The sequence below is a fragment of the Glaciimonas sp. PAMC28666 genome, assembly GCF_016917355.1.
Lineage (GTDB): Bacteria > Pseudomonadota > Gammaproteobacteria > Burkholderiales > Burkholderiaceae_D > Glaciimonas.
In genome coordinates this window covers 3621302-3635709 of record NZ_CP070304.1, presented here as the reverse complement: position 1 = coordinate 3635709, position 14408 = coordinate 3621302, and the positions used below count along the sequence as shown (strand labels likewise).

General features: G+C 51.8%; 9 protein-coding genes, 1 other RNA gene and 1 pseudogene. 7 read left to right on the top strand and 4 right to left on the bottom strand.

What is annotated here, in order from left to right; all coding sequences use genetic code 11:
- Positions 1-84: 84 nt before the first annotated feature.
- The 3 genes and pseudogenes from ftsB to JQN73_RS15495 all read right to left on the bottom strand — a co-directional run.
- A pseudogene (ftsB, locus tag JQN73_RS22810) lies at positions 85-357 on the bottom strand (cell division protein FtsB); the annotation flags it as partial.
- A gap of 89 nt (positions 358-446) precedes the next feature.
- Positions 447-1730: a phosphopyruvate hydratase gene (gene eno / locus JQN73_RS15500; protein ID WP_205319750.1), complete on the bottom strand. Its 1284-nt coding sequence runs from the start codon at positions 1728-1730 to the stop codon at positions 447-449.
- A 314-nt stretch (positions 1731-2044) separates the two neighbouring features.
- Positions 2045-3703: a CTP synthase gene (locus JQN73_RS15495; protein WP_205319749.1), complete on the bottom strand. Its 1659-nt coding sequence runs from the start codon at positions 3701-3703 to the stop codon at positions 2045-2047.
- A gap of 355 nt (positions 3704-4058) precedes the next feature.
- Here JQN73_RS15495 and JQN73_RS15490 point away from each other — a divergent pair, with 355 nt between their 5' ends.
- The 7 genes from JQN73_RS15490 (at position 4059) to JQN73_RS15460 (ending at position 14221) form a co-directional block, all read left to right on the top strand.
- Positions 4059-5498: an MFS transporter gene (locus tag JQN73_RS15490; RefSeq protein ID WP_205319748.1), complete on the top strand. Its 1440-nt coding sequence runs from the start codon at positions 4059-4061 to the stop codon at positions 5496-5498.
- A gap of 275 nt (positions 5499-5773) precedes the next feature.
- Positions 5774-7375, top strand: a complete 1602-nt coding sequence (locus JQN73_RS15485) for an efflux transporter outer membrane subunit (protein WP_205319747.1) — start codon at positions 5774-5776, stop codon at positions 7373-7375.
- 16 nt (positions 7376-7391) lie between these two features.
- Positions 7392-8555: an efflux RND transporter periplasmic adaptor subunit gene (locus tag JQN73_RS15480; protein WP_240162287.1), complete on the top strand. Its 1164-nt coding sequence runs from the start codon at positions 7392-7394 to the stop codon at positions 8553-8555.
- Positions 8552-11722: an efflux RND transporter permease subunit gene (locus tag JQN73_RS15475; RefSeq protein WP_205319745.1), complete on the top strand. Its 3171-nt coding sequence runs from the start codon at positions 8552-8554 to the stop codon at positions 11720-11722. The genes JQN73_RS15480 and JQN73_RS15475 overlap by 4 nt, the downstream gene beginning before the upstream one ends.
- 167 nt (positions 11723-11889) lie before the next feature.
- Positions 11890-12582 carry a heavy metal response regulator transcription factor gene (locus JQN73_RS15470; protein WP_205319744.1) on the top strand — a complete coding sequence of 231 codons (693 nt, stop codon included), beginning with the start codon at positions 11890-11892 and terminating at the stop codon, positions 12580-12582.
- Positions 12579-13967 carry a heavy metal sensor histidine kinase gene (locus JQN73_RS15465; protein ID WP_205319743.1) on the top strand — a complete coding sequence of 463 codons (1389 nt, stop codon included), beginning with the start codon at positions 12579-12581 and terminating at the stop codon, positions 13965-13967. The genes JQN73_RS15470 and JQN73_RS15465 overlap by 4 nt, the downstream gene beginning before the upstream one ends.
- Before the next feature lie 89 nt (positions 13968-14056).
- Positions 14057-14221, top strand: a complete 165-nt coding sequence (locus JQN73_RS15460; RefSeq protein WP_205319742.1) for a hypothetical protein — start codon at positions 14057-14059, stop codon at positions 14219-14221.
- On the opposite strand, the gene ffs is transcribed toward JQN73_RS15460, so the two are convergent.
- Positions 14221-14319, bottom strand: an RNA gene (gene ffs / locus JQN73_RS15455) — signal recognition particle sRNA small type. The genes JQN73_RS15460 and ffs overlap by 1 nt on opposite strands.
- Positions 14320-14408: the final 89 nt, after the last annotated feature.

Genomic DNA, 14408 nt, shown 5'->3' with positions numbered 1-14408 from the left:
TGGTGGCGTTTTAGCCGGAATCGCAGCGCCGACTTTATCGGACAGCATTTGCGCTTCTTTGAGCGTGGATAATACTTCAGTATTATTTGGGTCTAGCACCTGGACGAAAATTTCATCCTGTTTGATCATGCCTAACTCGCTACGAGCGCGTTCTTCAATGGCGCCGGTACCTTCTTTTAAATCATGCACTTCTGAATCCAGCTTGGCATTCCTGGCTTTCAGCTCATCAATTTTATCGTGCGCATTGGTTACTTGCTGCCCCATATCCGAGACCCGCAACCAGCCGCCTTTTCCCAGCCACAAAGGATACTGGATCAACATCAATAACACTGTCAGGCAAATAGCGATAAGACGCATTAATAATCCATATTCAAGCTATGCAACTCCGGCCAGCGCTTCGCAAAATGCGCTAGCCGGTCTCTTGCATTAAACCGTATTAATGACTTTTACTTCAAGTTGTAGAAAGCTGACCGGCCCGGGTAGCTCGCTATATCACCCAGATCTTCTTCAATACGCAACAGTTGATTGTACTTAGCCATGCGATCAGAACGCGACATTGAGCCGGTTTTGATCTGCAATGCATTGGTACCGACGGCGATATCCGCGATCGTTGAATCTTCCGTTTCACCTGAACGGTGCGAGATCACCGCAGTGTAACCAGCGCGTTTTGCCATCTCAATTGCAGCAAACGTTTCTGTCAGCGTTCCAATCTGGTTGATCTTGATCAGGATCGAGTTGGCGATATTCTTTTGGATGCCTTCGCGCAGAATCTTGGTATTGGTCACAAACAGATCGTCGCCGACCAGTTGTATTTTTTTACCCAAAGTCTCGGTAAGAAGTTTCCAGCCGTCCCAATCGTCTTCAGCCATACCGTCTTCGATACTGATGATCGGGTATTTATCGCACCATGACGCCAGCAAACCGGTAAATTGGGCGCTCGTCAATGTCATGTCTTCACCGGCAAGAATGTATTTGCCGTCTTTGTAGAACTCACTGGCAGCGCAATCCAGACCCAGTGCGATTTGCGTACCCGGCTCATAGCCAGCCGCTTCAATTGCCTGAATGATCAGCTTCAATGCTTCTTCGTGGCTGGCAACCGATGGCGCAAAACCGCCTTCGTCGCCAACTGAAGTGGTCAGCCCTTTGTCTTGCAGGATTTTCTTCAGCGCGTGAAATACTTCCGCGCCGTAACGAATCGCTTCGCGGAAGCTTGGAGCGCCAACCGGGATAATCATGAACTCTTGAATATCGAGATTGTTGTCCGCATGCGCGCCGCCGTTGATCACGTTCATCATCGGAACAGGCATTTGCATCGCGCCGCTACCGCCGAAATAACGATAAAGCGGCAAACCGGCTTCTTCAGCTGCCGCTTTAGCGACCGCCATAGAGACTGCCAACATGGCGTTTGCGCCTAAACGGCCTTTGTTTTCTGTACCGTCAAGATCAATCAGCGTACGGTCAAGGAAAGCTTGTTCATTCGCATCCAGCCCCATGATCGCTTCGGAAATCTCGGTATTGATATGTTCGCAGGCAGTCAGTACGCCCTTACCGCCATAGCGATTTTTGTCGCCATCACGCAATTCGATTGCTTCGCGGGAACCGGTCGAAGCGCCGGAGGGCACAGATGCGCGACCCATGACGCCGGATTCCAGCAAGACGTCGCATTCGACAGTTGGATTGCCGCGTGAATCAATGATTTCGCGGCCGATAATGTCAACAATTGCACTCATGTAGTTCTTTCTCCGTAATGATGCGTCTTAATTAATACGTGACTTGGTGTCCGTCTCAACAAGTGTGAACACCTGCTTAGCCAAGATCCAGATTCATATTTCAATGGTTGCGTGGAATACATTCCAAAAGACCAACAAGAATAAGTTACTCCTTAGTTACTTCTCCGTTGGTCTATTGTTGCCAGACTGACCACGGCCTACCGCTTTGAAGCCAATACTGTAACTTAACCATAGTGACGCGCCATCATTTCAAAATGATGACGCCTATGGATTTTATGCGAGAAACCTCAAAATCTTACGCTCAGGATTTGCCCTTAAGCCTTTGGATTGCTGGCAAGAGCTTGCTGATGTGCCAACGCCGCCGAAATAAACGAGATAAACAATGGATGTCCATCGCGCGGTGTGGACTTGAATTCAGGATGGTATTGGACGCCCACGTACCAGGGATGGGCATGCTCGCCCGTGCGAGGTAATTCCATTACTTCGCATAAATCTTCGGTAGGTGTACGTGCCGAAACCACCAAACCAGCCGCTTCAATACGCTCCAGATAATGATTATTGGCTTCATACCGATGGCGATGCCGCTCGGTTACCGTAGAACCATAAATTTCAGACGCTAACGTATTCGGTCTGATCTGGCAAGTTTGTGCGCCCAAACGCATCGTTCCACCCAGATCCGATTGGGCGTCACGGGTTTCAACTTTACCATCATGATTTTGCCATTCGTTAATGAGGGCAACGACCGGCTGTTCGGTTTTCTCGTCAAACTCGGTGGAGTTTGCCAATGTCAGACCAGCCACGTTACGCGCATATTCGAGCAAAGCGACTTGCATGCCGAGACAAATACCGAGATAAGGTATTTTATTTTCACGCGCAAAGCGGGCCGCCATGATCTTGCCTTCTACACCACGCTTACCGAAGCCACCTGGTACTAAAATGGCATCGTATTTCATCAGCGAACTGGCGCCGTTGGCTTCGATTTCTTCGGAATCCAGATACGCAATATTGACGCGCGATTCAGTATGAATCCCAGCGTGGCGCAAGGCCTCTGTCAGGGATTTATACGATTCGGTCAAATCAACGTATTTTCCGACCATGCCGATGGTGAGTTCATGCTTTGGATTTTCCAGCGCGCTGACCAGGTTGGTCCACATCGTCAAATCCGCCGGTTTTGGCACCAAGCCGAGCTTTTCGCAAATGATTGCGTCCAAGCCCTGATCATGCAGCATTTGCGGAATTTTATAGATGGTGTCGACATCCCACACTGAAATCACCGCGGCGCTTTCAACGTTGGAGAACAACGAAATCTTGGCGCGCTCTTCGTCTGGAATAGGACGGTCTGCGCGGCACAAAAGCGCGTCGGGCAAAATACCAATTTCACGCAATTTTTGCACGCTGTGCTGCGTTGGCTTGGTTTTCAATTCGCCCGCGGATGGCAGGTAAGGCACCAGTGTTAAATGCACGAATGCTGCGGCCTTGCGACCGGCACGCAAACTTAACTGACGGGCAGCTTCAAGAAACGGCAGCGACTCGATATCGCCAACGGTACCGCCGATTTCCACCAGCGCTACATCAAATCCTTCTGCGCCGCGATGGATGTAATCCTGAATTTCGTTGGTGATATGTGGAATCACTTGCACGGTTTTGCCGAGGTATTCACCACGACGTTCCTTGCGAATGACAGATTCATAAACCTGGCCGGTAGTAAAGTTATTTACTTTCTTCATGCGCGTTGTAATAAAACGCTCATAGTGGCCGAGATCGAGGTCAGTCTCAGCGCCGTCGTCGGTGACAAAAACTTCACCGTGCTGGAGCGGACTCATGGTGCCTGGATCAACGTTAATATACGGATCGAGTTTAATGAGGGTGACTTTTAGGCCACGCGATTCGAGGATCGCGGCGAGGGAAGCGGCGGCAATCCCTTTACCTAGGGAAGACACGACGCCGCCAGTAACAAATACAAACTTGGTCATTGCGGATGGTGCCGAACGGCACATGCGGGAAATTCGAATTATACCTCAATCGGAGGCAATTCTTAATGAAAAAAGAAGGTGATTAAGAAGGTGATTATTGCCCACATTACCGACTGCGACTTGCCTTGATTTCAATAAGCGCCTTTGGCACACCGATCAGATGGGTAAGGTACAAGGGCAAATCCGCATTACCGGGACCGTATCGGCAAAAAAATGTGCAACATGTAATAATCCTGCTCTAGCGTAATACTCTTAATCGTCTGTCAACCTGGACTTCTCCCGTGTCTTCTACTATTTCGCGTCACCATCCAGCGAAGGCCTGCCACTGCCACCGCAAGCGCCTGCGCCCGACACCATGAGTAGACTTTTTACAGACCTGGAAGGCGATGACGGGATTGCCGGTGCCCGGCGGCGCGTCGCTATCATTGTCATGGTTCTGGGAACCGGGATGACAGTCCTGGACGGCTCCATCGTCAACGTTGCGCTTCCCATCATTGCACGTGATTTGCACGTTTTACCATCAGCAGCGGTCTGGATTGCCAATGCTTATATTTTGGCTGGCGCGATGACCATGGTGGCTTTTGCGTCGCTCGGCGACGTGATTGGTTTTCGCCGTTTGTATATGGGCGGCATTCTGTTATTCACGCTAAGCTCGCTCGGTTGCGCTTTATCAGAGTCATTGATGACGCTTAACATTTTGCGGTTTATACAAGGGATCGGTGCGGCGGCGGCCATGAGTATCGGCCCGGCGTTGTATCGAAATATTTTTCCCACCCGTTTGCTGGGATCAGCGCTCGGCATCAATGCAATGGTGGTCGCTTCGTCCCTCGCAGCTGGTCCTGCTATTGGTGGTGCGATGCTATCGGTGTTGAGTTGGCCCTGGCTATTTGCTGTCAATGTGCCAATAGGCATCCTCACTTTGACGCTGGCCCGTAAAGTGTTGCCATCCGATCGCGGTCGCGGCGGCAAATTCGATATTCCCGGCGCAGTGCTATCGGCACTGGCATTGGCTGCCATCGTAATGGCCGTAGATGGCTTGTCGCGGCACGATAGTATCCTTAATGAATTACTACTTGCGATTGTCGCCCTGATCACAGTCGTGCTATTCATTTACCGCCAAAAACGCGCCCCGGCACCTCTGTTACCTTTAGATATTTTTTCTTCGATACGATTTTCGATGGCCGTTGCCACCTCACTGTGCTCGTTCGTGGGTCAGGGAATTGCCTTTATTGCGCTACCGTTTTTATTTCAGGGCGCTTACGGCTTCAGTCCACTGATGTCGGCCGCGCTATTTACGCCATGGCCGGTGGCAATCGTCATCACTGCCCCGATTGCGGGGCGACTAGCCGATCATTATCCGGCGGCATTACTCTCAACCTGGGGTCTGGCTGTCTATACACTCGGCCTGGTACTACTGGCCTGTCTCGGCGCGCACCCATCAGTGCTGGACATCATCTGGCGTGCTTTCATCTGCGGCCTGGGATTCGGTTTTTTCCAAAGTCCGAATAATCGAGAAATGATGAGCAATGCCCCGCGTTCGCGCAGCGGCACAGCCTCGGGTGTACTGGCGATCGCCCGCACCTTCGGCCAGTCGCTGGGGGCGGCACTAGTCGCCATCGCATTGACTGCAGCGAGCAGCCGACTAGCCGGTACGCTTGATTCTGCTTCCGCTAATTCTGCGTTGATCGATGCCAGCGCGGTTCATTTGTCACTTTGGATTGCGGCTTCAGCGACCCTGCTAGCGACCATTATCAGCGCTCTGCGTATTCGGCACGGAAAAGAAGTCAGGCTGTGAGTGAAGATTTTTGCGTTGTATTTACAACGCACATACAAAGCAAATGTAACGGTTTATTGGTGCCTGCTGGAGGCCCAAATATAGTCGTCAGACGTGCGATGATAATATTCATTGCCGTACGGAATTCTTTCTCCGAAACTGACAAATTTGTCATATTCATGACAGCCTGACGTTCCCTCGCGGCGCTTACAGTACGACGGTATACATGCCCTTCCGGCAGCTACTTGCATTGACGGATGGCATTCCACCGATAGCCCAACCGCTCAATGCAGGCCATGACCTCGAACAAAATATATCCCCGTCAACTTGCGCACGTGACATCGCGTGCGGCAACAAAATTGTCAGCATTCGCGCCACAAACCACAAGGAATGCCGCGCTGGTAGCGGCGTTTGTCACTTTATTGGGTGGGTGTGCAGTCGGTCCCGATTATGTGCGGCCGCAAATCGACACGCCTGTCGCCTTCAAGGAAGATACCGGCTGGAAAACGGCGACGCCGCAACAGATCGATGCCAATCAGCAATGGTGGGAGATTTATGGCGATAGCACTCTGAATGCGCTCATCGTCGAGGCAAATCGGGCCAATCAAAATATTCGCCAGGCTGAAGCCCAATATCGTCTGGCACGTGCCACCGCCGATGTTGCCCGTTCAGGCTTTTGGCCGACCGCAGGCGTCGGGGTTGGGGTAGGTCGTGCCCAGACCGACACAGGTGGCGTTCGTGCGCTTAATAATAATTACAGCGCATCCATCAACGCTAGTTGGGAGCCGGATATCTGGGGCAGTGTTCGACGCGCCGTGGAATCCGGCGAAGCCGGGACGCAGGCCAGCGCAGCCGATCTTGCGGCCGCGCGACTGAGCATCCAGACCACCCTTGCTCAAGACTATCTGCAACTACGGATAACAGATCAGCTCAAGGATTTATATGCGCGTACCGATGCAGCCTTTACGCGCTCGCTGCAACTGACTCAAAACCAGTACAACGCCGGAGTTGCTTTACGCTCCGATGTGGCGCAAGCCGAAGCGCAATTAAAGACTGCGCAGGCGCAGGCTATCGATCTGAATGCCCAGCGCGGTCAGTTGGAACACGCGATTGCCATATTAACCGGCAAATCACCGGCCGCCTTTTCGCTTCCAGCGGTTCCCTCCGCTTCCATGTCGGCGTTGGTCGCACATTTGCCGCTCGTTCCGCCCGGCCTGCCTTCGGACCTGCTTGAGCGACGTCCGGATATTGCTGGCGCCGAGCGCCGGGCCGCACTTGCCAATGCCAACATTGGTGTCGCTAAAGCGGCGTATTTCCCGGCCTTCATGCTAGGTGCCAACGGTGCATACACTGCTGGCAGCCTGGCAATGTGGTTTGATACCCCAGGTCGTGTATGGTCGCTTGGCGCATCGCTGGCACAAACGATTTTCGACGGTGGATTACGCCGTGCGCATACCGCCCAGGCTATCGCGTCATACGACACCGCGGTTGCGCAATACAAACAGACGGTTTTAAGCGGTTTTCAAGATGTTGAAGATAACCTGACGACTTTACATGTACTTGATCAGGAAGGGTCGGTACAGGATCAGGCGGTCGCTGCCTCGCAACTTGCGGAGCGGTTGGCGCTGAGTCAATACCAGGCCGGTACCACGACCTATTTAAATGTCGCCACCGCGCAAACGATAGCGTTGACTAACGCGCGTACAGCGGTCCAGATACGCGGTCGCCAACTGGTCGCCAGCGTCGGTTTGATCAAAGCCATTGGCGGCGGATGGGATGCTAGATCGCTCACCAAAGACGCGACGAACAACGACGCTCGAAATAGCCTGTCCGCCAAAAATGACGCGGCACAAAACGCCCAGGACAAGCCGGTTGTCCAAACTAATAAAACCAATTAATTTCATGAGTAATCACATGTCCAAACCATTTTTCCATCGTCGTTCAACACATATCATCGGCGCTGTTCTCCTGATCTTGATCGCAGCCGGGATCTGGAAAGAAAAGCATAAAGTAGTTGCAGCTCCTAGTACAGTTCCACCGGTCGAAGCGACCACTGCGTTGGTCAAGCAACAAGATGTACCGATTTATTTGAGCGGAGTCGGAACCGTGACTGCTAACGCTAGCGTCATCGTCAGAACGCGAATAGACGGTCAACTCAATAAAGTTGCTTTTGTCGAGGGACAAGACGTCAAAGCGGGACAATTGCTGGTTCAGATCGATCCACGTGCAGTGCAAGCGCAACTGGATCAGGCACAGGCGCAAAAAGCCAAAGACCAGTCATTACGTAGCAATGCCAAACTCGATTTGCAGCGTTACACCGTGCTGCGTTCGCAAGATGCAGCGACGCAACAAACACTGGACACACAAAAAGCGTTAGTGACCCAACTTGAAGCATCGCTACAAACTGATGATGCACAGATCAGCTACGCTAAGGTGCAATTGAGCTATACCACTATCAGTGCGCCGATTAGCGGCCGTGTCGGTGCGCGCCTGGTCGATGCGGGAAATATCGTTCACGCTGCCGATGCCAACGGCCTGGTCGTGATCAATCAAATCGATCCGATCACCACGTTGTTCACATTACCGGAAGAAAATTTCCAGGCCATCAATAAAGCGCTCCACGGTACGCAATTGCCGTTAAAAGTGGCCGCTTATGATCGCCAGAGTAATCAGGCACTTGCTACAGGTCGCTTGACCCTGCTCAACAATCAAATCGATACCACGTCAGGAACGGTGCAGCTCAAGGCAACCTTCGACAATCCAACTCATGTGTTATGGCCGGGGCAATATGTCAACATCCGCCTTTATCTGACAGATATTCCGCAAGCGCTAACGCTGCCAGGTGCGGCTGTTCAGCGTGGTCAGGATGGAACTTACGTCTATGTCGTCAACGCAGACACCAGCGTCAAACCGCAACCGGTTCATGTGCTCCAGATACAAGAAGGCATTGCGGTTATCGACAAGGGCGTGACCAATGGTCAGCGAGTAGTCATTGACGGTCAATACAAGCTCAAGCCTGGTGTCAAGATTGTTGAAAGCACAAAGCAGGCCGCGCCAGCAAAAGGGGCAGTCAATTGAGCGTCTCAGCTGCTTTTATCAAACGTCCTATCGGGACGACGCTGTTGGCAATTGCCATTATGCTGGTGGGTGTTGCAGTGTGGCCTTTGTTACCGGTCGCACCATTGCCACAGGTCGATTTCCCTACGATTCAAGTCTCGGCGAATTTGCCCGGTGCAAGCCCGGAAACGATGGCGTCCAACGTTGCCCAACCATTAGAGCGGCAGTTTTCACTGATTGCGGGTCTGTCGCAGATGACTTCGGCCAGCGCGCTTGGCTCGTCTCAAATCACATTGCAGTTTGACCTGAACCGCAATATCGACGCTGCGGCGCTGGATGTACAGGCAGCGATTAATGCTTCTAGCGGTCAATTACCCGCTAACTTGCCGAATCCGCCGACGTTCCGCAAAATCAATCCGGCAGATTCGCCAATTCTGGTGATGGCGGTGCAATCGTCAACCTTGCCATTGATTGAGGTGAACGATTACGCCGACAATATTCTGGCCCAGCAAATTTCGCAAATCACCGGGGTTGGTCTGGTGAACATCGGCGGTGCGCAAAAACCGGCTATCCGCATTCAGGTCGACCCTACCAAACTATCCGCGCTGGGTATGAACCTGGAAGATATCCGTGGCGTTATCGCCAGCACCACCGTCAATCAACCAAAGGGGACGATTGATGGCGACAAGCAAAGTTTCACCGTCTACACCAATGACCAATTACTAAAAGCAAAGCCCTGGAACGACATGGTTTTGGCGTATAAAAACGGGGCACCCATTCGCGTAAGCGATATCGGTATCGCCATTGATGCGCCAGAGAACATGAAGGTTGCAGGCTGGGCCTTCGCAGGAAAGGCGGCACCCGAGGATAGCACCGTGATCAACGGACGCTCGATCGTGCTGGCGATTACCAAGCAGCCCGGTGCAAACGTGATCGAAACGGTAGATCGGATCAAGGCCGCCTTACCGCGATTGCAGGCAGCCATTCCGCCAGCAGTACGCATCAATACCATCATCGACCGTACCCAGACTATCCGTGCGTCAGTGCTCGATGTTGAACTGACCCTGATGTTGACGATCGCCTTAGTGGTGATGGTTATTTTTATGTTTCTGCGGAATATTCCTGCAACGTTAATTCCAAGCGTCACGGTGCCGTTGGCTTTGATGGGAACGGCGGCAGTGATGTACCTGATTGGTTTTAGTCTCGACAATTTATCACTGATGGCACTCACTATCGCGGTCGGATTTGTAGTCGATGATGCGATTGTGATGCTGGAGAATATATACCGTTACGTCGAAGAGGGAATGTCGCCGATGGAAGCCGCCTACAAGGGCGCGGGTGAAATCGGGTTCACGATTATTTCGATTTCGGTTTCTCTGATAGCGGTGTTTATTCCCCTGCTGCTAATGGGTGGTATTGTCGGTCGATTGTTCCGCGAGTTTGCCATTACAGTGACTTTGACTATCGTGATATCAGTGATTATTTCGCTGACCTTGACACCAATGCTTTGCTCACGCTTTTTACGGAATCATCATGACGAAAAACATGGCCGTCTGGCACTGATGTTTGAGCGCGGATTTGATGCCATGCTGAATGGTTACAAACGTGGCTTGCATGTCGTCATGCGTCATCAATTCATTACGCTGTGCGTGTTTCTTTGTACCTTGGCCGCCACTGTTGTACTGTTTGTCATTATCCCAAAAGGGTTTTTCCCGCAACAAGATACCGGCTTTATTTTCGGCTTTGCCGAATCCGCTCAAGACGCTTCATTTTCATCAATGAACGGCAGAATGTTGAAACTGGCTGACGTCATTCGCAAGGATCCTGATGTCACCGGTTTCGGCATGAGCGGCGGTCAGACCACATTCAACACCGGCAATTTCTTTATTAACCTGAAGCCGAAAGATGAGGGACGCACTGCCAGTGCCGATGAAGTGATTACACGTTTACGTCCGCAATTGGCATCCATTGAAGGCGTCAATCTGTTTTTACAGGCCGGACAAGATATCAACGTGGGTGGACGCTTATCCCGAACCCAATACCAATACACAATCACCGACTCATCGCTGTCAGAGCTTGACGTATGGGCGCCGAAGTTGTTGGGACGGTTCCGTCAGCTGCCACAATTGACGGACGTCGCCTCAGATCAGCAAAATGCAGCCGCCACGGCCAGCCTGACGATTGATCGTGCGCGTGCATCGAGTTTTGGCATCTCCCCTGCCCTCATCGACTCAACTATTTATGACGCCATCGGCCAGCGTCAGGTCGCGCAGTATTTCACGCAGGTTAATAGCTATCACGTGGTCCTTGAAGTAACACCAAAACTGCAGACCGATCCCGCGTTGTTCGACAAGTTATACATAACCTCACCATTGACCGGGCAACAGATACCGATATCAACGTTTATCAAGGTGGATACAACCAAGACAGGCTATCTGTCGATCAGTCATCAAAGTCAGTTCCCCGCCGTAACGATTTCCTTTAATCTGGCACCCGGGGTGGCGCTTGGTCAAGCCGTCACTGCGATTCAAAAAGCGCAGGACGAAATGGAAGTGCCGCATACCTTGAGCGGTGCGTTTCAGGGCGCAGCTAAAGCCTTCGGCGATTCGCTGTCATCGCAACCGTACCTGATCGCTGCAGCGCTGGTTGCCGTCTATATTGTGCTCGGCTTGCTATATGAGAGTTATATCCATCCGTTGACAATTTTGTCTACGCTACCGTCCGCGGGCGTTGGTGCGCTGTTGATTTTGATGCTGGGCGGCTATGATCTCAGTGTGATTGCGCTGATCGGCATCATATTATTGATTGGTATCGTGAAGAAAAATGGCATCATGATGGTGGACTTTGCGCTCACGGCCGAGCGCGAAAAGGGAATGTCACCGGAAGATGCGATTTTCCAGGCTTGCCTGCTGCGCTTCCGCCCAATCATGATGACCACGATGTGTGCATTATTGAGCGGCTTGCCACTGATGTTAGGCCATGGTGCCGGATCGGAATTGCGGCGTCCACTGGGCTATGCAATGGTGGGCGGTTTGATTCTGTCGCAGATTTTGACGTTATTCACGACACCGGTTATTTACCTGTATCTGGATCGCACTCACTTCTGGTACGAACGCCGTAAGAAAGAGCGCAAGGAACGCAAGGCCGCAGCAAAAAACGCCGCGCCGGTGCTTGATGCCGGGGCTTGATGCCGGTATTCGACGCCGGCACTCGAATAAGGTAAGAAGTTTGATATCAAACACGGTCTTTTTGGGGGAAGTCAGTCCCGTTAAAAATGCCGTGATGCTTTATCGATAAAATAGTGGCGATGTATCAGGGACAGGCCCTGGATGAAGGACCGGAGACTGATCCAAGTATGAAAATCCTCATAGTAGAAGATGAACTCAAAACTGCCGATTACCTGTATAAAGGTTTGACTGAACAAGGCTGTACCGTCGATCTTGCCCACAATGGCATCGATGGCCAACACCTGGCATTGCAGCATGATTACGATGTCATCGTGCTCGATGTTATGTTACCGGGAATCGATGGCTTTTCGGTCTTGCGCGCATTGCGCACTCTCAAACACACGCCTGTCATCATGTTGACCGCACGCGACCACGTCGAAGACCGCATCCGTGGATTGCATGATGGTGCCGACGACTATTTGATAAAGCCATTTTCCTTTCTCGAATTATTGGCCCGGCTGCAAGCGTTGGCGCGGCGCGGGAGAACCCAGGAGCCGATTCAGCTCCGCATTGGCGATCTGCAAATTGACCTGCTGAGTCGCAAGGCTTACCGTGGAGACGGTGCCACACGGATTGATCTGACAGCCAAGGAGTTTTCGTTGTTGGTAGTGCTGGCGCGACGCCAGGGGGAAATTTTGTCCAAGACCGCGATTGCTGAACTGGTCTGGGATATGAATTTCGACAGTAATACCAATGTCGTAGAAGTTGCCATCAAACGGCTCAGGACAAAAATGGACATCCCGTTTAGTCCAAAGTTGCTCCACACCATCCGCGGAATGGGCTATGTGCTGGAACTGAGAAAGGATGAAAAAGTCGAATGAAGCGTTCTATCACAGTGCGTCTGGTAGTCATGTTTGCCGCTGCCGCGCTATTGACGTTTTCGTTGATCGGAGCGTCCCTCTACAGCGTGGTCCATAGCGAACTTCAGCGACATCAGCAGGAAGAATTGCATACCATATTCCAAGATATGCAGTACATGATTGAACACAACGGTAGCGTAGAACGCTGGCCGCGCGTTCAGGCTAAATTAGACACCCTGACCCCCACCGACGGCAGCCGTCGGTTCTGGATTCTCAGCGACGACGGGCGTTTTCAGTACGGCAAAGGGCTGGCCGAAATAGACGATCTGCAGCGCGATCGCGACGGCTCCGGCACCATGCAGCTTCGCATGCGCGAATATCCATTGCTAACGATGACTAAAACCATCGAAGCTTTTGACCAACGTCCGCCGGTACGCTTGATCGTCGGGATTGATTCAGAGCCGTATTTTCATACCTTGCGTGCGTTCGTCATTGCCTTGATCAGTTTGTCACTAGCGGGTGTCGCGCTAGTCATGCTACTCGGTTACTGGATTGCCCAACTCGGCTTACGTCCGTTGAAACAGCTTTCAAACGAGGCGCAAATATTAAGTCCAAAGGCCCTCTCTCAACGCTTGCAAGTCGCCCGCTTGCCAGATGAATTATCGGATCTTGCAACAACTTTTAATGGTGCATTGGACCGCATCGAAAACGCTTATACGCAGCTAGAGGGGTTTAATGCTGACGTCGCCCACGAGCTACGCACGCCACTGGCAAATTTAATTGGTGCCACGCAGGTGGCCCTTTCGCGCGAGCGTAACGCCGCAGAATTTCAGGAAGTGTTGCAATCGAATCTGGAAGATCTGGAACGGGTGCGGTCGATCATTAACGATATGCTGTTCCTCGCGCGCGCAGATCAGGGGACGCACGCTACCGGTTTGATCGTGGCGTCGATCACACTGCAAGTCAGTAAAACCATCGAATTTTTTGAATTTATTTTAGACGAATGTGCCATGACGGTCTGCATCGCGGGCGATGTCAGCGTAGAAGCGCCGATTGAAACAGCGTTATTTCGGCGTGCCATGAGCAATTTGCTTCAAAATGCGATTCAGCATTCGAGTGCAAACGCGCAGATTATTGTCACCATCACACAACAGATCGATGTAGTGCAAATAGCCGTTTCTAACCCAGGCGAACCGATTCCAGAACCACATTTAAACCGATTGTTTGATCGCTTTTATCGAGTCGACGCTGCGCGCCACGATCAGGGTGAACATCACGGATACGGACTCGGACTGGCGATAGTGCAAGCGGTGGCAACCATGCATGGCGGCAATGTATTTGCGTCTTGCGCGAACGGTATGACCACGATCGGATTTAGCGTACGAACGGCCGCGACCGAGGCTTGAAATGATCTTTTTGTATTCCTGCTTCGGCGCTGCTTCTGACCATGGAGTTCGAAGCGATGCTGAAGGCAACCTCAACTTCGGAGACGTCTGTGAACGTTATTGTAAATATCGCCGATCAGTTGCAATGGCTAGGTACCGCTATAACGTACTGCAATAATCCGCGAAATGATACCTGGCTAACGCGCAAGCACAGGCGAGGATGCGAAAGCAAAAAAGCAGATGCAGAGATGCTGGATGCAGAAGAGAAAAATTAAGAGGCGAGCCTTGTCTGCGGCACTTGCGGGAAATAGCTGTGGCTGCTTCGTTCCCGACCTGACCAGATTCACCATGCCACAATGCGCAGGGGCCCGCCAAACAGAATTGTACCGCATCACCGACGAATGGCACCTTTTTTTTTCGCATCACAGCCTCCAATTCATCAAAAAATGCATTGGAGGCATC

Excerpts from the sequence above, each read along its gene's own strand:
- JQN73_RS15465 (WP_205319743.1), top strand. The coding sequence starts at position 12,579 with ATGAAGCGTTCTATCACAGTGCGTCTGGTAGTCATGTTTGCCGCTGCC.
- JQN73_RS15480 (WP_240162287.1), top strand. The coding sequence starts at position 7,392 with ATGTCCAAACCATTTTTCCATCGTCGTTCAACACATATCATCGGCGCT.
- JQN73_RS15485 (WP_205319747.1), top strand. The coding sequence starts at position 5,774 with ATGACCTCGAACAAAATATATCCCCGTCAACTTGCGCACGTGACATCG.
- JQN73_RS15495 (WP_205319749.1), bottom strand. The coding sequence starts at position 3,703 with ATGACCAAGTTTGTATTTGTTACTGGCGGCGTCGTGTCTTCCCTAGGT.
- eno (WP_205319750.1), bottom strand. The coding sequence starts at position 1,730 with ATGAGTGCAATTGTTGACATTATCGGCCGCGAAATCATTGATTCACGC.
- JQN73_RS15490 (WP_205319748.1), top strand. The coding sequence starts at position 4,059 with ATGAGTAGACTTTTTACAGACCTGGAAGGCGATGACGGGATTGCCGGT.
- JQN73_RS15470 (WP_205319744.1), top strand. The coding sequence starts at position 11,890 with ATGAAAATCCTCATAGTAGAAGATGAACTCAAAACTGCCGATTACCTG.